Raw genomic sequence first — 18,076 nt, forward strand, 5'->3', positions numbered from 1 at the left:
TAGAATCTTAAAAAATGGCCATCTTTTAGCCATAGTTCGCGTTTTTCCATTAGACTCGTTTTTTTGGATACCGTGAGAATATGGAAGTGGGCCCATCATTCGTAGACAAGAGCTGGAATTGCTATGCACGTCCGTTGTTTCTGGGGCTTTGCCTCATGCAGGCGGCCTGCTATGCATATGCTTCGCAGGATCTAACAGAAACCAAGAGTATGGCCGAAAACGGCGATACCTCTGCCCAAACACTGTTCCATTCCAGGGAAAGTGCCGAGGCGGAAGCTAAGGCAAAAGCCGCCGAATATGCCAAGGCTAGAATGGTAGAAGATGCTAAGGCTAAGGCGGCAGAAGAAGCCAAAGCTATAGCACAGTTAAAGACGTTAGAAAGTATCAATGGAGTGAAGTATTCCGGTGGGCTTTCAGATGCACTAGCGAACAACAAAGATAAGGGGTTGGACTGGTTCAAAAACAAGCTTTTCAAGCTGGACAAAGCCTCTGCCATCACCGCGTGTGATCCAGGCATATGTTACATTTTTGCATTTAATGGACTTTCTTCTCTTGGTATAACCCAAGAAGATGGAGACTTCAACGGTCGACAGCTGCAAGGGCAATTTGTTCGTGTCGTTGGCACGGACCGTTTCGGAAATATTGTGGTCACTAGATTAACCACAAATGATAAACCCTCGCAAAATTCACGCCCAGCGAAACATGTGGAGGAAGTGCGACAACTACCTATAGCTACAAACAAACCTGAGCGTCAGCCTATAGACGAAACTTTACGTCAGCTTTTAGCCGAACCTGAACGTCAGCAGGAACCGGCCGATCATGGTGGTGAAGAAGTTGCGGGCACTTTCGAAGATCTGATTCTTGCTCGGGCATCAGAAGGCTGGGCTCGCCCACCGTCAGCAAAGAAAGGCATGAAGGTCGTACTACAGATCAATATGTTACCGGATGGCACAATGAAATCAGTCAGTGTAGCCAGGTCCAGTGGAGATACTCCTTACGATAACTCGGCGGTGGCTGCTGTCAAAAACGTCGGTCGATTGCCAGAAATGCAGGGACTTAGGCCTAGTGATTTCCAACAGTACAGTTCATTCAGGATGACAGTAACGCCTGATGATCTAGCCTTGTAATCAATGGGCCAGCATGCACGTGAGGTGCTTTGAGGATTCGTGATATGCGCGTCTTCGATGCTGGGGTCACCATAGCCAAATATCCACTGCCCAGCCCCCAGCGTCATTCCGCAGGGGGCTTGGACTATTAAAACTCTGCTTGCTCGATAAACCCGGTAGCCAACATCGATCACCACCCACTCAAGGATGACCACCATGCCAGACAATACAGATGCCAACATCGCCTCAGCGGACGTACTGACCTTGCTACTGCACAACCAGCACGCGCTAGCCGTAGCAATTGAAGAAGTCGCCTTGTGGGCAAGGTCAACTGGTTCGCCCGAAGCACATAACAACGCCATCGCGGCGCTGGAAACCCTCGACACAAATGCCTCGGCCATCACCGCCGGGATTCTCAAGTTGAGGCAATAACCTCTATCAAAGACGTCTAGGATCAAGCGTGAGACGAAATAGCCATTGTGGTCGTTCACATAAAGCTCCCGCCCCCTCACCTCCAAGCCCTGACTAAGCTGGGGTAATGTGATCACCAGGAAGCCAGGAGCAATTTATGGATAGCAAGCGGGCGATAGAACTGGGCGCTAAGGTCATAGCAATACAGACGTTAATGATCGCGTATGCCACCGATGGCCGGACCCCTGCTCAAACTGCCGAATACCGGGAACTCTATCCGGAGGTGACGATTGATCTGGAAGAAGCGAAATATACGAATCCCAACCCGCACAAATCTCTCGAAGTCTTCATGGCATTTTGCAAGCTCCAGGAAATGAGCACCTATGCAAGTCGGCGTGTCTACGTGCAGGAACTCTATGCAGATGTCTTGCTCGACCTAAAACGGATACAACGACACGCCCCATCATCTAGGAATTGGAGCAAGGCAAATGAAGCGTTGGCCAACGAACTGACGCCAATCCGTGCGCAATGGCTAAAGGCGAAGAACTTCATCTACTCAGCAACGCCTGACTTCGAAAATTCCATAAAGGAGTCAATCAGCTCCGTTGAGTCAAGCCTCATGGTGCTGCTGAATGAGCCGAACGGAACGCTCGGCAAGATCATCAGACAAGCAAAGCTCGACGCTGATATTGAACGCTTGATCACCCAAGCCTATGGCTATGCGAGTAACAAAGATTTCGTTAGGCACGGTGGCACAGTCGAGTCAGGCCTTTCAAAGGCAGAAGCAGAGTTTTTCCTTGAGTTCGCAGCAACATCCATCGTCTACATCACTAATCGGCTAAAAAAGGGCTGACACCAGGGACCGACTACGTGCACTCAAAAAGGGCTAAAGGGGCTAAATGGGTCCACATTATCGGCATGGTCCAATCAAAAAATCGCCGCCCGTATTTTTTTGCATCCCGAAGTTTTCGGGCTGCGAATTTACGTACAACGCCTACGCACAATGCAGAAACGAAAAAACAAAGTGGCCACGTTTTATGCGAGTGGAGCATCATTAAACGACCGTTAAACGATACGAGCGAATCAGGCCAAAACTGGTATCAACAAAATAGGGTTGACGATAATTTACGATCCATTCACACTGATACCACCTTTAGCGATACCAGTGGAATCAGCAATCATGAGCCGCACATTTCTCTACTGCCGAGTCAGCACTTCCTACCAGTTCACTGAGAACCAAGTGCAGGAAGTGAAAACCGCTGGGTTCGATGTTCAGCCGAGCCGGGTGGTGGAAGAAACCATTTCAGGCAGCATCGCAGCCAATGAACGACCTGGCTTTACAAAGTTGTTGGAGCGCATGGAGTCGGGTGACGTGCTGATCGTTACCAAGCTTGACCGTCTCGGGCGCAATGCAATGGACGTACGTCAAACAGTCTTGCATCTGGCTGCTACCGGCATCCGTGTCCACTGTCTTGCACTTGGTGGCGTAGACCTCACCAGCGCAGCCGGGAAGATGACCATGCAGGTTCTAGGCGCCGTGGCGGAGTTTGAGCGTGACTTGTTAATCGAACGCACACAGTCAGGATTGCAACGTGCAAAGGCTGAAGGTAAGAAGTTGGGTAGACCAGAGGCTATCGACACCACCGCCGCCGTGCAGCGACTCAAGGCACAGGATAAGTCGCAATCTGAAGTTGCAGGTGACCTCAAGATTGGCATCGCGACAGTAAAGCGTCACTGGAACAGAGCCTGATTTAAAGCCCCAATGGGTAAGACTGTGGTTCGGTATGAATATCAGAAACCGCAGTCAAAGGTAGCCTTGCCGTTCGAAGTCATACCAAGGACTGTGGTTCTTCCATTTCAACCCTCGCATTTCGACTCCCGCTCCGCTGGTGAGCAAGGACATTTCCCTTTTGTTCTCCTCACTGGTGTCCTCACCAAACACCATACCCACCAAAGCACTTCCATATTTTACATCCAGCGGCTCCGTCGATTTCGAAAACGCGATCCAGCGAAATTCATTTTCAGCTTGCCAATCGCTCATTTTCTCGAAAAAAAGCTGGCGGTAATGTTTTCTTAAGTGGATCAACGGGTATTCTTCGCGGCCATATTTTTCAAGATCGTCAGTATTGATACTGAAGAGCACTTCTTCAAATATGTCTCGCGCGATCCCACAATCTTTGTACTGCACCGCACCACCGAGCAGTGGTGTGTGCGCAGCAAGCTGAGTGGTTATTTCTTTCTCTAGACTCTCGCGGTTGAACACCAGACAAACGCCGGTGTGTTTTTCAGCGTACTGCGCCCACATTCGAGGTTTACAAAAACCCCGGTTGAAAATGTCTGCGAGATGGGTGCCGGTCAACGGTCCTGTATCACGCGAGAAGCAGACTAGTCGCGTGTCGCGCTTCAACTCATCTGAAAGCCAAGCCGACATGACATTCCGGTCGTAATCTATGCGGTCGCGCTTCGGCTCGAACGATACGAAATCGAACTGCCAGTTTTTACTTTCCTTGGGGTCATTGGTCCGTTTGTACTCTCCAAACCGGAGAGTACGAAACTTGAGGATGCAATTGATCGCGGTCGCGGCACTGGTGTAGTGGTAAAGGTACTTATTGTGGTCAGTGACATTGAAAATCACGGTTTCATCCTTGGCGGCGCTGCATGAGGTGGTGATAGCCAAGGATGGTACTGCGGACTCCGCCCGAGACTCCATTCAAATGAGTAACCAATCGCAGCGTCACGAGTTGCAATACCTGGAGCGTTACTTCTCTCAGCTAGGCCGGGGGCAATCCACACTGCGTGTTTGCCCTAGCACTCACTCAAACGCGCTGATACGAGCTCACAGAAGCTTTCATGGCCATGCGTCTGTCGCTACTCAGGATTTCAGAATCATAAGGCGGGTGGCATGTTTCTAAAGCACGTAACCATTGAGCATGGGTGACAAATATCCATACCGGATTCTCACTGATGTCAGCACGCGGTTGAACGCCGATTGCCAACTTGGTTTTGGCGGGGGTTGAGTAGTAGAGATAGTAGTAGAAGAATTGAAAAATACCCAGACACAGAAAAGCCTCGCTGTCACAAAGGCATTTATTGGCATCATTTCGGGAGACGTGCGACCTATCACAAGTTCGTTTTCTAGACGCTGTAAGCTTCACGGCCTGACTACACGCTGCTTACTGGTGGCTTTTTTCTTGCTCGTTATATTTTTGAAGTCAGTGGCGGGGGGTGGACTACAGCGCGGCCTCTAAGGGGTTAACAATCAACCGAATTAGGGCCATCCTGAAATATCAGTGATTCCCGCATACAAATTACCCCTCGATTGCTTCCCAGAGTCGGTGAGGGCTACCCCCTAGGCGAGGGTAAGCAACGCAGGATTTCCACAGGAAAATTACTATTTAACATGAAATTACAGCAAGATGCTGGGAGCTAAAAACTATAGCTACCAGCACCCAAGGACTGAGCAGTGTTAATGGTTTATTTGTTAGCCTTCACCCATCCCAAAAAATCACTTAATCCCGGTGGGAAAACCGACCTGGAGGCTACGCAATCAAGATTAACAGATGCAACAGCCTCCGCCGTTTTAACTCCCATAAAATACTTACTATTATCTGAATTACGATCTCTGACCAATAAGTCTAACCATCGCATTAAAAACATCATTGCATATTTACCGCGATAATCTCGCTTCGCAGTCAGCTTAGAAAATTCTGCTCTTGCCATATCCAATTCAGCCTGCGACGGCTCGCGACTAAACTTAATAATATTTTCAGCAGACTCACCAACAGGAGACACGCCGTCCAGCTCCACAACCGCCAGTTTATTTAATTTTTTAGGAAGCCCTGGCACCGCTTCTATCTTCAGGTGCCTACAGACAAAGCTTCTAAAATTAATTTCGTGTGTAACGCTCAGAAACTCCGAATAAAGCTGATCAAAAAGATCCACCAATTTAGCCCTTAACGCTACATCCGGCAAAAAGTGAAAATGCGTTTTCAGCAATTCAACAACCGTTTCGGTTCTAACTATGTAATTTTCCACTGAGTATGCTTCAGTTAAAAATATTTTTTTGCTGACCGGATGCTCACATACTGGATCAAAATCCCTATCAACAAAAAAGTAAACGCCCTCCCCCAAACCATTGACATCTTTCTGAACCGTAGAAAAAAGCTTTAAAACCTGACTTTTACCATTACACACAAAAGGCTCATAAGACTGCGCATAATTAACCTTACATATCCAATGATGATAGACCGTCTTATCTTCGGGACCTTCAAACACGAACACTGTTGGATTGCGCAATGACGACTTGAGCACTACCAATTGCGTCTTTAAAACCGCCGATCGGTTTCGAGAATTTTTAAGGACCTGCAAAAGCCCGTCCCCTCCCGCAGGGGGTAAAGCCTCAGCATTACTCATTCATGTCCCCTCGCTCGTCATCCTTGGCTTCATCCATCTCAGCTTTCAAATCGATCACAAAGTCCAACGACTTTGCATAGGGCTCTAAAGCATTATCGAAGACAAATGGAGAATGAGTAATTGCAATAACCTGCTCGCAAGAATTGCTATTCAAAACATCAATCAAAATTTTTCGCTGCCAGTTTAGCGATAGCGACAACTCTGGCTCATCAATTAAAACGATTTTCTTTTCCGGGTAAAGATAGAGTCGAGCAAACAGCGAAATCATCTGCTTCTCCCCCGAAGAAAGAAATTCCAATGAAATCGTTTTGCCAGTGACGAGACTCTTTACTTTTACCTGAAGGGTTTTTCGATCAAGAATCAACTCTTTATCATCAGAGTAAGAGTATCTGCCATCCCCATTTTGATAAGCAGCTACACTATCATCTTCCTCCGATAAATATTTATTACAGCTTTTGATAAACTCCTCGACCTTCTCCTCAACACCTCTTGTAGCCTTAATCACAGAATTAAGCTTATCAAGGAAGTACGAAAGGAACTTATTCGACTCCACCGATATATCACTACCATAAACTTTATCTAAATCCGGAATCGTAACATCATCCCTGAAGTGAATCCCTCTATTATCCCTCAACCTAGCAAAAAATATATTGAGCGCTTCTTTATCAGGCCGCTCGAACGGCCCCACTTGATCTTTATCAAACCCACCGCCAATTAGATCACTAATAATATTAGCACTAATCTTCCGATAACCTTGATTCGACTCAAACAATATTTCTTGATTCAAATAATTAAGCCGCTCAGAGATATCAGCAAGCCCAAATTGAATATCGGTACTGAATAACGAACGACGACCAAGACCAAGCCTTGACTTTACACTCTTTTTTCTTCTTGGCCTTCTTACATCTTCGCTTTCATTATCCAGGGGTAGTTCGATCCGCCTATAAGTCGGAAGATAAACAACCTCACAGCCATTCAAAGCTTTCCTGGTGATACTTCTAACTTCTTGAATATTTGGAACTGCGTCATATAATGTCGCGAACAACTTATCACAAGTTTTGATTGAAATGTGTGTAGAATAGTTATTATTGTTTACGATTTTTTCGGCAATCTCTTCTCCAGAATACTCATTGATCGAAGTTCTGTAATCCCCATCCAGCAACTCCATAAGAGCGAATGAATCGACGCCGATCCGTCTAGCGTAGAGACCCACCTCAGAGCTATCTGAAATTTTACCAAGCTCATCAATCTCTGCCCTCTCAACAACCAGCTCTCGATCAACCCCCCTTAACTTGCAGGTTATTCTAGAAAACTGCAAATCAATTAGCCGGAGAAACTGCCCTTTCAAGAACGCATCAAGAGCCCCGAGCAATGTGGTTTTTCCGGAACCATTCTTGGCGATCAAGATAGTTGCAGAATATTGTGACGAAAGGCTAATTGTTCTGTACTTATAGAGTCCTTCAATTGTAAATTTCTCCACAAGTGAAGGTGCACTACCCACATTGTCCATAATACTATGCTCTTCCCAGCTATCATCCACATCCATGCAATATCTCCAAAGTCAATTCACCCTGCCTAGCGTTTTGCTGATCGACCGAGAGCAATTTCAGCAAAATTCAACACTGCTCATCGTTACGCGCAACAGGCCATCCATTGATGGCAGATTACTACCACATGGATCATTTAAAAAGCTAAGGTCGCAGAGAAAAAAAGAATAGACACCACCGATCCTCAGCGCTGTGAGGACGATGCAACAGTCATTGGAGAGCTGTCTAGATGCTGATTACAATGCTTAGAGGAATACACCACTTAGGTGTACCTAAACGCTGTCACACTTCGAGATTTTCGACTGATAAATCCTTGTAGAATCAAGGATTTAGAGATAGGAGGCAACCCCAGCAACTGCGCCCCAGATCACTATCAAAGAAGTAGACATGTCTGGTAGCCCGGCAACACCCTCAAAACCACTATCAAATGACTATTGCGGATAGCTATACGATTCAATTATCATTGACCTATCGATTCTTATGACAAAGGATAGTAGGTCATGAATACTCATCTTTACCTGCGTGCATCAACCAAGGATCAAGATGCCCACCGGGCGAAAGTCGCACTGGAATCGTTCGCTGCTGGCAAGGGCTTGAACATCACTGGTGTGTACGCCGAGAACATCAGTGGCACCAAACTCCTTCGTCCTGAACTGATACGCCTGTTGGACACTGCCGCAAAGGGTGATGTGCTGCTGGTGGAGTCTGTAGACCGCCTGAGTCGCCTGTCACAAGCCGATTGGGAGACGCTCAAGTCAACTATCAAGGCCAAAGGACTTCGCCTGGTGGTAGCTGACCTGCCGACCAGTCATATGATGGTTGAGGACAAGGGCATCACCGGCCAGATCATGGAGGTAATCAACAGCATGTTGCTGGACCTGATGGCAACCATGGCCCGCCTTGATCAAGAGAAGCGGGTACAGCGGATTCGGGAAGGCCTGGAAAACAAGCGTGCTGCTGAACCTGAGTGGAAGCCAGCGGGCAAAGGGCGTAATCAAGCGAAGTGGGGCAAGGTTGTGGGCTTGCTTAAGCGGAACGGCAACACTGTGGAAGAAATCGCCAAGATCGCCGACGTGGGAATTGCAACCGTGTACCGCATCAAGCGGGAGCTGACTCTGTAAACCATACCAGGGTGACATCCGCCACCTACGGGCGGTTTCTCATACCCGTGATATTTTGAATTCGTAGCCGTCGACAGCGAAGTGGTACGGGAATGGCTCTTAACCTCGACCCATCCTGTACAGGAAATCCGCCGATCTACCATATTCTCCGCCTTGATATTCCGCTACGGATTCGTGGGCGATATTCGATCTAGGGCAGGTGCCGATTTTGAAAAGTTTGGGTATCAAGGATTTCAAAGGGTGGCTTATGACCGACAGAGAACGGCCATAAGCAGCCTTAGAAAGTCGCCAAAAAATTGATTGTTTTAACACTAAAATTTTATATCTCGCACGCATCTACAGAGTTAGGACGCTTACTTCGATGATACCAAAGACCATAACTCGAGATCACGTTCTACAAGCAATCGCCAATATTCTGGCTGAGGGCGTACCTAAAAAGCGTAAATCTACCAAATTTGGTTTGATTCATGATGGACAATCCTACCCCCCAAAACTTGTCCTTTCCCTTGCTGCAAAGTATGCCTACGGTGAGGAACTCACTACAACCGAATTCTCGGGCGGAGTTGAATCCAATGTTTTCCTGGAACGCCTTGGTTTTCAAATCGAATCTAATTGGGAAGACTGGAGTTGGAAGGAGTGCTATTTCGCCGTTTGGGGATATGACCAACTAAATCTTGAACCCGGGCAAGTCAAAAAAGCGCTATACCGTGAAATCTCACAGCTTATTGGACGGAACGCCGGTTCGATCTATTACAAGATTCGGAACGTCGCGTCATTTGACCCGCGCCCCAGCGGAGAAAAGCCAATGGCCGAGGCTAAGAACGCACAGATATTACTGGGTGAAGTCTATCAGTGGTATTGGGACGATCGCTCAAAAGCCAGAGATTTTTATAATCAATACCGTGACGAGTTCCTATTCGTTTTAGACTCCACTACTAACGCTAAACCTAATCTGTCCCCGACCCAGACTCTTACAATTATTGAGGAGGGCGGTACCAATACCAGCCCCGCATCGAGACGGAAGCGTTCACAGAAATTACTTAATGAAGGTCGGCGCTACTTCCGGGGTTTGCACAAGGATGGAAGACTGCAATGCCAGGCCTGTGGGTTTTCAACCCCCGATGGATTAGATTTTGAAGTCATTCAACTACACCATACCAACCCGATCTATGAGTCCGACGTTGCGGGTAGGCGCATCCTGCTCTTGGATGCATTAAAATCGCTTGTCCCCCTATGCCCAACCTGCCATGCGCTTGCACATACGAGCCGCCCCCCTTTGTCAGTGCAGGCGATAAAAAAACTGCGTGAATCACTCCAAACTTACAGTGTTAATAAATAGATATCAGCCATTAGCACACTATGGTAGAGCCGCTTTGCAAATAGTCACCTAATGTGCCGAAATAATACTACGCAATGCTGATCCGCCATCTTTTACTAGCCCGTAATGTTCGGAAAGCGGAAGGATTACGCTTTTTGCTCAATCACAGCTATTCCCAAAAGAATCCATTGCCTGATGTCGGCTTTGGGTCGACCCCTGCCAGTCATGACATGCTAGAGCCGACCCGAGTTGCGCGAATGACAGAATATGTTAGAGGTTGTGTAAAAAAGATACCGAACCAAAACGTTGCTTGCGTTTTTACACAGCTGGCCCAAAGCAGCCCCGCGCACCTAAAATTGCACAAACGACTCATTCAACCAGTAAAGCTCCGATTAAATGTAAGTCCTTCAGTGATTGCGTATGTTTCCAACTGTTCCGGTATGTATCGTAAATAAGAGGTCATAACATCAGTATCGGATAACGCTTCGAAAACCACACTTCTAGTTTGAGGTGCCAACTCCATGAACGAATTCCACTCCCCCATTAAATCTTCGAGCATTGCAAAGCTCCCTCTAAACTCAAAAAAAGTCCCATCCACCTTCTTCAAATAAAGAATTTGCCGACCAGGGCGTCTACCCTTAATAAACTTAAGCTCATGAACAGTGTTTTTATCCATCAACAAATCCAGATCCTCGATGGAATCAATCTGCACATGCTTCAGCAATGTATCCCAAGAGTGTTTTTTCGCGAGAAACGCTAAATCCTTCATACCTAAAGCACGCACGAAGTTAAGCAACCGTCTATATTTAACAACAGCCTTGGCAACTTCACGCTCTTTAATATCGCCCATCGAGTTCAAAATAGCAGCCTTAAGATCCTCGAATTTCTCAGTAAGGTTATCCAGTCGCTTTGAATCTGTAACTTTCTGTCGCTGCTCATGAATCAAGCGCTGAAACAGAGATGACCACTGCGAACGCAAAACCTCTTCAATATCCTGAAGCTTTGAAAAGGTAAATACACTATTCCCTTTTGCGCGATGCCTCAAGAAATTAATAAACTCAAAAATAAATCTTGCAGTCTCTTGCTTTTCAATCGAAGGAATTGAATATCGTTAATAATCTTCCCTCCTTTATTTTTTTCATAAAGAGCATGATCATGCCAAACTGAGTTATCCACAAAAGTAAATACGGGAATACCTGACTCTACCGCCTTCAAAATCTCCAGTTGCGTAACGGAAAGAGACTCTTGCGACTTTAATAGCTCAACACTTTTGCTTTCGGCTTTCAGCAAATCAAAGTCCAACCTTGCCAACGCCTCAGGAAATACTTTTCCTCCAAATCGCGACCCGACAATTAAAACAACGACATCCGCTGCTGCCACTTCATCCACGCAACTTGAGTGTGTATGCAATCTCGGGTCATACAACAAGTCACTATAATCACTCATTAACGGTTCATGACCAAGAGCTTTAATAAAGACACGAAGTTGTGATCTAATAACGGATAGATCATAACATGTTGACGAAACAAAAACCCTTAGGCCAGCCATAAACCCCTCGTTAGCACAAATACATTTTTCGAATATACAAACAATTACATCCGTCACTATTGACGGCCCAATGCTATCATCCAAAAGGGGAGGCGTGTACTGATTTTCCGCATAAATCGCCACCGCTTTTGCGGGTATTTATGAACGTCTGCTTAGGGTCGATAACAGCCTCTCACGAAGGGTAGCTATCAGCCAGAAGCGGGCGTTTAAAACTATTTATAAAGCCGAAGGCGGAACAATGACCAAGGAGCCAGGGCACTTAAAAAATTGACTGGACCCAGTTATTTTTTGGGTGCCGCATAAAGCCCTATTAGCTGCTTTGCAAGTTCAGCAGTCGTTTCTTCACGCAGAGAGGCTGACTCATTAGAAATATTCGATATTACCTGGACTGCCATGCCTACAGCATTAATTCGTTCCAGAACGGATACATACTCTGTGGATTGAGCAAGAATTGACCGATAAATAATTAAAAATGAACCGCCTATCAAGCTAACTAAAACACCCGATGCGGAAGCGACTATAGATACAGGTAGTTTATCGGGCGATTCAAATGCATGATACAGCCCATACAGTATAAAGCCGAAGCCAACAAGCATGACTAGTAGAGTCAACCAAAATATGGATTTTACTTGACTAAGGTTTCTATCGAGATAGTTTTCTAATTTGGATCGTGCAAGATCCCAGGCTAGCTGGGGTTTTTCCGGGTGCTCGCGCACTCGTTTCTCGACCTGCTCAATTTTTGTGTTCTTTTCTTCCTGCTCGATATAACTTTGATACGCTATAACACCACTTGACAAAAGTAGAGCAATTACTGCAAATATTGCTGCAATAGGCTCGGCAATCCGCTGCTCAAGATAAGCCGGCTCTAAAAGACCTACAACAATAAAGGCCATGAATGCAAAAACAAATGAAACAATTATTATCGGTCGCGTGTAAGCTTGGTGTTTAAACCAAGCTCTATAAAGAAGCTCAACAAAATTACCAAAGGGAAAAGGGAACATTTATTAATCCTTCTAAGTATAATTTTACGACTGCATCGTTAGCCTGTAAGCCATATCAAGAAGCTCTAATTTCTTCAATTCATATGTTGTGGCTGTTTCGCCACAACACCAACATTTTGTTTGATTACTTTATTATACGAATGTCGCGACGATAGCCGAATGCCATCATACTGTCCACCTTTCCCTATACGCAGCGGCCTGTTGCTCCTCTCACGAACCGTTTTTGGTGCAGCGCCGACCGGTTTGGTCTTGACTGAAACCGGAATTACTCTACAGATAGATTTAAAGGCAGCGCATATATAGCTGAGAACACGCACTGTATTATCCATGCCAAGCCTTCAAGTTTTTAAGGCCAGACTATCGATGCCAGTTTTAGGTAGAGGTAGCCGAATACAGCTTCGGGGTTGTTCTACGATCTGGACGGCTTTGAACGATAGGGATTCGAACCCCTTCTCGCGTCCTTGTAGACCGCTTAAGGCCAGAAAATATTGTGCTTTCTTCCTTTGCTCATGGCGTCCTGCGGTCTTTGGCGGCCCTGATTTTGCCCTAATTTTGCCCTAAACCTCTTCACCACTACCGTTGCTATGCTTGTGTTTTTCTCGAAAGCAGTCGACTCCATGCCAGGTGATTACTCACGACCCGATGTGTTGGAAAGGATCTACCACAATCAACTCGCCCTGGAGGCGGCGATAATGGAGTTGACGTTGTGGGTGGAACAGCGAGATTCGCCAGAGGTAGGCGACAATGTTTCAAAATATCTGGGCGAATTTAACAGGACAACAAATTCGTCAAGTCTGATCTGGCAAATCCTCTTCCATGCCTATCGAGGAAATATTCGAAGTAAGAGTTAAGCGCTCATGACGGACCGACTCTAGCTCTGCCTCCAACTGAGAAACAAGAAAAGTCATATTACGAACACTTTCTACACACTTCCCGTAAGCCTGATCATCACGATTTACATTAAGCAAAACCATATCTTCAAGCAACTCTGCCAAAGCCCTAAGTTGAATACGAGCATCATGCAGATCAGTTCGAATCTTCGCCTCTTTCCCCCTTAGAGCAGCATCACTATCCTTCATCCAACTCGCCAATGTTTTATTAAAATACCACTTGTTCGGCGTGCTCTTTTCAAGCCAAGAATTCACTAAATCTAAGTTACGTTCCAAGCTAACCTTAGCATCTACTTGAACATCTCGAATCTCTTTGACGGCCTCCTCCGACGCAGCCTGATTCAGATATTCACTTGCCCTTTCCATAAATCGATCAGGGGGATACATATAAAAAGAGAAGCCGACAATGGATAGAAACTCCTCAATCAACTTTGGCTGAGGTCCAAGTGTTTTCCCTTGAAAGGAAGCCCACCAGTCTTCCTTTGAATCACCAGTTACAAATATAACCGGCTTCCCATCATTCTTTGCTTTGTCGAGAATTTGCAGCCAAACAATATAATCACCAAACGGCCTGCACTTTTCATCGAACACTACCGAATCAGTAAATTTTTTGGCATCACAAAATCCAGGAGGGGTTTTTTGCTCGTACCGAATTTGCCCGTCCTTTAAGACTTGCTCCAAGCGCTCACGAGAAAAAACCTGCCCAACCTTACCATCGAGCAGCTCACCTAACTTATCTTTAATCTCGTCAGAACTTATTCGCTTATCATGGATACGCTTATTTTCAATGAGCTCCGCAACCAACCGTTCGAATACAGCTAAGCTCTCCTTGAGAGTAACCTCACTAACGAACGGATGCTGATTATGATTTTCTAAACTTCTCTTTAGCGCTTCAACCTTCTTAACTGCGTCATCGTATACTTTCCCCTGCTCACCAATAACAGTGAGTCGATTGTTTAAATACTCTAACGCGACCTGATGAGGAATCCAAAGACGATCCCCTAGCGCCTCAAAGACACCAAGTAATTTTTCGCAAGTAGAGTCTGAGTACCGATACAGATTCAGTAAGATATTTGCATCCAGGACAAATAAACACTCGTCCCACATCTTATCGATATCATCAGCTGCGCTCGAAAAAAAACCCGGAAACTCACTTTTCATCTTCTGCTCTGTTCGACGAGGTAATGGCTAGTTGACAGCGTACCACTCAAAATAGACCCGACTGGCCTTTTCCACCACCCCCCTATGATAACCTCACTCTACAGCGCGAAAATTCGGTACCGCCTGATTGGCAATTTGCCCCATTTTTGCCTCACACTTTTGACAGAGCAGCCCTAAACCACTGATAAATAAAGCAATTCCGACCTATCCTCCCACACGCCAATTGTGCTCGAGTATTAACGTCATAGTAGGCGAAATGCCCGTCCTTACTGGTGTTAGTAGCGCTCTCATCGAACATGCATAAGCGCATAACTGGCATTGAATGGCATAGATTGGGGTATGAATTGCCCCATTTCTTCCCAACAAGTTCTGCGCCATTCGGAATATAACAATCCCGACAGGCTGGTTTCGGCCGATTCTGTTGAAAAAGTCGGTTTGCCCAAAACGCGCGAATATTGATTGATGAAAACACCTCTTTTGCACGCTGCTACGTGAAATCCGAGTACTTTAACCTTCTACAAAAACACAGATTTCAATCTCAGGCGCGTACTTTTCTACCATGGAAACCGAAGCCGACTTTTTCAACAGAATCGGCCAGAAGCAGACCGTCATCGCACCTTACTCGGCTTTGCATCAGAGCTATCCATAGCAAGGTCTTAGTAAGCTGCTGCCAGCTCATTGGCCCCAACATTGGCCCAAACCGCGGGCCTACTATCGGCCGAACACAATCCTACAAACGAAACTTTCAAGATGCTACGCTCACCTTGCGAAGGATGATTCACGACGCCTAAGTCTGACCTCCTCCCTTCCCTGTTGTTTTTTTACACCTTCAAGAAAATTCCATTTAGACCTCAACGGATTCGATGAAAACCTTCTAGAATATTATTCAGCTTTAAAATAATGATATAGCACCACTGGACGCATTATTGACCCGAGCCGTCTTGTATGACCTGGTTTCCCACCACAAGATTTTGAAGTATATGCTTCAAGCTCGGCCTTAATTCGATCAGCGCTTCCCTTTGCACTTTTTATTGCGCATGCAGCTGTCACCGGACTAGAGTTTCTTATACGCGCATTGATCATAGCTTCCTCAACAGTCCCGCCTGCTGCTAAAACGGCATTATATGAAGGCAACCAAACTTTGTTGAGCCAGCGCTCAATAATGTATCGTTGCACATCTTTTTCGCGAACACTGGCGCGCATCCAGTGCCTAAATATCTGCCAATCCTCCATGGTGGTACTACCTTTCTTATAAATTGGGCAGTATTTTTTTCCGCCTGGAAATTTATCGTGCTTAAATGGCTTCCCATCTAAATCATTCTTAATCTCAGAGCGAGGTTCTGTACATACGCCGCCATTTGCGCGGATAAGATCATAATTTATGCCTCGTAACTTAAAAAAATTATCAGATTTGGGTGCCAAATTAGGATGTTTTGTTTTCAAGTAATCAAAAAGCTCCTTCAACTCACCGCTATCTGTATGATTAATACCTATACCACCTACCGCATAACTCATTAGATGCTTACCATCGTCTCCAACAACGGGCCCCCTCCATTTCACACTGTGCGTGGTACTGTGAGGGTCCGGGGGTAAGGTAGCGTCAGATGAAACTCCCCATTCAGCAACGGAGGTGGTGAGTACCATAACCCCGAGGCCGACGGTAGATTCGAGATCTGAAGCCTTATAATTATCTACCCACTTTTTAATTATTGTGGAAGGAAGTTGCTCACTATAATATTGAGCGCTGTCATCCACAGATACACTCCAGTGACCCGCATTCAGAACCTCCTCAAAATCACTGTCTGGCAGATGTAGAGCTGCAAAAGAAGAAGATGTGAGTGCGAAAACACACGCTCCTACGGCGAAATTTACTTTTTTCATGCCAATACCTGCCCATTAAGAAAACCCAAGTCATGTGATTTTACCGCGATGAAAAGTCATAATTTTTAAGGCAACGCTCACTATTCATTGTGTACTCTCCATCATCCCCAAGCTGGGTGATATCGTCAGCGACGACGATAGAGGTTATCATTGAGTGACTACCCTGATCTTCCTGCTCTTTTGTGTAAGCTTGATCAACAGACGTTTTAAAGTAATAAACCTTCCTATCAATAGCTTTTGTAAAATAGAACTGCCTTGAATTTATTTTTGAAAATTGATAACAACCAGCCTCCCGTTGGTTCTGAGCAGTCAAAATTTCGTTAGCGGTTCTAAAAGGAAATCCTATAGGCGCGAAGTCGATTTTGAGATTTCTATCAAAAGGAGGATTGCCGGAATTCGGATTGAAAGTCTTCATAAATGAAGTGCCGCGCAGATCTGAAGCGGAAATACGAGAGTCTATTACCTCCTCTTTTAATGAATAAACGGAAAGCCCATCTACTTGAGTCGTACCGAAGCAAGCATCCAAAAAACTTGAATTCAAGAGCCCTTTGTGCGTCCCTACCAAGTAACTCTCCAAGAGGTAATTCAGATCATAGTTCGTCAAAATCCCCGCGTAAGTTTCACGCAAGAAGTCACATTCCTGTCGAGCAACCTTCAGGTTTCCACGATAATCTCTTATGGACATGCCATGCCGACCTACCTTTAGTTGGTCATCAACGGTTTTGTCACTGATTGTTCGCTCGAAAATAACGTCACCCGGTATCTTCCCCTTTAAAAGCGATTGGGTTTGTACAACTCTTATTTCTCCCAAGTCTTGAAATGGCGCCCCATCAATAGATAATTTAATGACCAACCTCTTATTTCCTTCAGAAGGCAACCTCAAGAAGGTAGTATTAGTGTCATTTGAACTTAAAGCATTACTAAGCACCACATCAACTTTGGCCGCTAGAGCATTCAGTGGGATAGCTGCCGCCGCGCTTATCAAAACATAGCCACTAAGTGCCGCTGTATCTGACGCCAAACTTACCACTTCCTTTAGCGACTCTACTTTTGTGGAATCTAAATATGCAATTATTATCTTATGTCTTTCCTGCGCCGCCATATCTAACCTCTTTTGCGGCAGAGCATCCACAGACGTATTGTTTATTCTTGTGCATTTTCCCGCTGCGCGGTCATATTCATATGCAACAATCGGAACATCATCAAGAAGAACGGTCAGTGCAGCAGTATCTCCGTATTTTAGTAATGACTTGGTAAAACGCCCAGCAAAACTACTTTCACAAGCTTTCAACCCTGCATTTGAGGACACAACAACTTTTTGATATCCGGAATCAATAGTTCCATTCTCCATCGAATCAATTCGCTGCCTGATTTTTTCGCCATCCTTGAAAACATCCGCAGCAACGAGGCCTGGCCCAAATAAAATTAGGGCCATCAGGGGAAGAGTTTTCCATAATTTCATAGATAAGCCCTCTACGACACTACTGACTTCATCTCGATCACTTCAACATTGTTTAGACCAGTATTGCGATGATTGCAAGCCATCCCAATAGGGTGTTTCACAAGGCTTACAACTACTGTCTAAAAATGCTAAAAACGCAAAGTTTTACAATCGACCTCCAATCGCCTGCCAGACTAAAATACTGGGCTACCATCAAGAACTGTGCAGTTACAAAAAA

At 45.6% G+C, this 18,076-nt stretch carries 15 protein-coding genes and 1 pseudogene; 7 read left to right on the forward strand and 9 right to left on the reverse strand.

Going from position 1 to position 18,076, the window contains the following annotated elements; translation table 11 throughout:
* Positions 1–779 precede the first annotated feature (779 nt).
* From ACMXYI_RS28270 to ACMXYI_RS28285, 4 genes and pseudogenes are all read left to right on the forward strand, one after another.
* Positions 780–1,127: pseudogene (locus ACMXYI_RS28270) on the forward strand (energy transducer TonB); the annotation flags it as partial.
* Between the two features lie 195 nt (positions 1,128–1,322).
* Positions 1,323–1,538 (forward strand): hypothetical protein, encoded by a 216-nt coding sequence (locus tag ACMXYI_RS28275; protein WP_415770278.1) that lies wholly within the window; start codon positions 1,323–1,325, stop codon positions 1,536–1,538.
* Positions 1,539–1,674: 136 nt separating this feature from the next.
* Entirely contained in the window at positions 1,675–2,370 is a 696-nt protein-coding gene (locus ACMXYI_RS28280) for a hypothetical protein (RefSeq protein ID WP_415770279.1), read from the forward strand.
* A gap of 327 nt (positions 2,371–2,697) precedes the next feature.
* The gene (locus tag ACMXYI_RS28285; RefSeq protein ID WP_415770281.1) at positions 2,698–3,267 is read left to right on the forward strand and encodes a recombinase family protein; all 570 of its coding nucleotides are present in this window, start codon (positions 2,698–2,700) and stop codon (positions 3,265–3,267) included.
* 54 nt (positions 3,268–3,321) lie between these two features.
* Here the strand turns inward: ACMXYI_RS28285 and ACMXYI_RS28290 are convergent, their stop codons facing one another.
* The 3 genes from ACMXYI_RS28290 to ACMXYI_RS28300 form a co-directional block, all read right to left on the reverse strand.
* Positions 3,322–4,194, reverse strand: coding sequence for a DUF2971 domain-containing protein (locus ACMXYI_RS28290; RefSeq protein WP_415770283.1), 873 nt, complete (start codon positions 4,192–4,194; stop codon positions 3,322–3,324).
* Positions 4,195–4,991: 797 nt separating this feature from the next.
* Entirely contained in the window at positions 4,992–5,930 is a 939-nt protein-coding gene (locus ACMXYI_RS28295) for a DUF4435 domain-containing protein (protein ID WP_415770284.1), read from the reverse strand.
* Complete coding sequence (locus tag ACMXYI_RS28300; protein ID WP_415770286.1) at positions 5,923–7,476, reverse strand: AAA family ATPase; 1,554 nt, start codon at positions 7,474–7,476, stop codon at positions 5,923–5,925. Before ACMXYI_RS28300 ends, ACMXYI_RS28295 begins: the two co-directional genes overlap by 8 nt.
* Before the next feature lie 501 nt (positions 7,477–7,977).
* On the opposite strand from ACMXYI_RS28300, the gene ACMXYI_RS28305 reads away from it, so the two are divergent.
* Entirely contained in the window at positions 7,978–8,598 is a 621-nt protein-coding gene (locus ACMXYI_RS28305) for a recombinase family protein (RefSeq protein ID WP_415770288.1), read from the forward strand.
* Between the two features lie 361 nt (positions 8,599–8,959).
* A complete protein-coding gene (locus ACMXYI_RS28310; protein ID WP_415770290.1) occupies positions 8,960–9,937 on the forward strand; it encodes a hypothetical protein in 978 nt (325 codons plus the stop codon).
* A 352-nt stretch (positions 9,938–10,289) separates the two neighbouring features.
* Here the strand turns inward: ACMXYI_RS28310 and ACMXYI_RS28315 are convergent, their stop codons facing one another.
* The 3 genes from ACMXYI_RS28315 to ACMXYI_RS28325 form a co-directional block, all read right to left on the reverse strand.
* Positions 10,290–10,895: a hypothetical protein gene (locus ACMXYI_RS28315; protein ID WP_415770292.1), complete on the reverse strand. Its 606-nt coding sequence runs from the start codon at positions 10,893–10,895 to the stop codon at positions 10,290–10,292.
* 62 nt (positions 10,896–10,957) lie between these two features.
* Entirely contained in the window at positions 10,958–11,464 is a 507-nt protein-coding gene (locus ACMXYI_RS28320; protein ID WP_415770293.1) for a DUF4062 domain-containing protein, read from the reverse strand.
* Between the two features lie 281 nt (positions 11,465–11,745).
* Positions 11,746–12,465 carry a TRADD-N-associated membrane domain-containing protein gene (locus tag ACMXYI_RS28325; protein ID WP_415770295.1) on the reverse strand — a complete coding sequence of 240 codons (720 nt, stop codon included), beginning with the start codon at positions 12,463–12,465 and terminating at the stop codon, positions 11,746–11,748.
* A gap of 617 nt (positions 12,466–13,082) precedes the next feature.
* Here ACMXYI_RS28325 and ACMXYI_RS28330 point away from each other — a divergent pair.
* Positions 13,083–13,316: a hypothetical protein gene (locus tag ACMXYI_RS28330; RefSeq protein WP_415770296.1), complete on the forward strand. Its 234-nt coding sequence runs from the start codon at positions 13,083–13,085 to the stop codon at positions 13,314–13,316.
* Here ACMXYI_RS28330 and ACMXYI_RS28335 read toward each other — a convergent pair.
* The 3 genes from ACMXYI_RS28335 to ACMXYI_RS28345 form a co-directional block, all read right to left on the reverse strand.
* Positions 13,254–14,516: a PIN domain-containing protein gene (locus ACMXYI_RS28335; RefSeq protein ID WP_415770298.1), complete on the reverse strand. Its 1,263-nt coding sequence runs from the start codon at positions 14,514–14,516 to the stop codon at positions 13,254–13,256. The genes ACMXYI_RS28330 and ACMXYI_RS28335 overlap by 63 nt on opposite strands.
* An 882-nt stretch (positions 14,517–15,398) precedes the next feature.
* Positions 15,399–16,397 carry a hypothetical protein gene (locus ACMXYI_RS28340; RefSeq protein ID WP_415770300.1) on the reverse strand — a complete coding sequence of 333 codons (999 nt, stop codon included), beginning with the start codon at positions 16,395–16,397 and terminating at the stop codon, positions 15,399–15,401.
* Between the two features lie 40 nt (positions 16,398–16,437).
* Positions 16,438–17,859, reverse strand: a complete 1,422-nt coding sequence (locus ACMXYI_RS28345) for a hypothetical protein (RefSeq protein ID WP_415770302.1) — start codon at positions 17,857–17,859, stop codon at positions 16,438–16,440.
* Between the last annotated feature and the right edge of the window lie 217 nt (positions 17,860–18,076).

The organism is Pseudomonas lyxosi, assembly GCF_047758685.1.
Lineage (GTDB): Bacteria > Pseudomonadota > Gammaproteobacteria > Pseudomonadales > Pseudomonadaceae > Aquipseudomonas > Aquipseudomonas lyxosi.

Bases quoted from the DNA above. Each gene is read 5' to 3' on its own strand.
- ACMXYI_RS28320 (WP_415770293.1), bottom strand. From the start codon at position 11,464: ATGGCTGGCCTAAGGGTTTTTGTTTCGTCAACATGTTATGATCTATCC.
- ACMXYI_RS28275 (WP_415770278.1), top strand. From the start codon at position 1,323: ATGCCAGACAATACAGATGCCAACATCGCCTCAGCGGACGTACTGACC.
- ACMXYI_RS28335 (WP_415770298.1), bottom strand. From the start codon at position 14,516: ATGAAAAGTGAGTTTCCGGGTTTTTTTTCGAGCGCAGCTGATGATATC.
- ACMXYI_RS28280 (WP_415770279.1), top strand. From the start codon at position 1,675: ATGGATAGCAAGCGGGCGATAGAACTGGGCGCTAAGGTCATAGCAATA.
- ACMXYI_RS28305 (WP_415770288.1), top strand. From the start codon at position 7,978: ATGAATACTCATCTTTACCTGCGTGCATCAACCAAGGATCAAGATGCC.
- ACMXYI_RS28330 (WP_415770296.1), top strand. From the start codon at position 13,083: ATGCCAGGTGATTACTCACGACCCGATGTGTTGGAAAGGATCTACCAC.
- ACMXYI_RS28310 (WP_415770290.1), top strand. From the start codon at position 8,960: ATGATACCAAAGACCATAACTCGAGATCACGTTCTACAAGCAATCGCC.
- ACMXYI_RS28345 (WP_415770302.1), bottom strand. From the start codon at position 17,859: ATGAAATTATGGAAAACTCTTCCCCTGATGGCCCTAATTTTATTTGGG.
- ACMXYI_RS28300 (WP_415770286.1), bottom strand. From the start codon at position 7,476: ATGGATGTGGATGATAGCTGGGAAGAGCATAGTATTATGGACAATGTG.
- ACMXYI_RS28325 (WP_415770295.1), bottom strand. From the start codon at position 12,465: ATGTTCCCTTTTCCCTTTGGTAATTTTGTTGAGCTTCTTTATAGAGCT.
- ACMXYI_RS28340 (WP_415770300.1), bottom strand. From the start codon at position 16,397: ATGAAAAAAGTAAATTTCGCCGTAGGAGCGTGTGTTTTCGCACTCACA.
- ACMXYI_RS28295 (WP_415770284.1), bottom strand. From the start codon at position 5,930: ATGAGTAATGCTGAGGCTTTACCCCCTGCGGGAGGGGACGGGCTTTTG.
- ACMXYI_RS28285 (WP_415770281.1), top strand. From the start codon at position 2,698: ATGAGCCGCACATTTCTCTACTGCCGAGTCAGCACTTCCTACCAGTTC.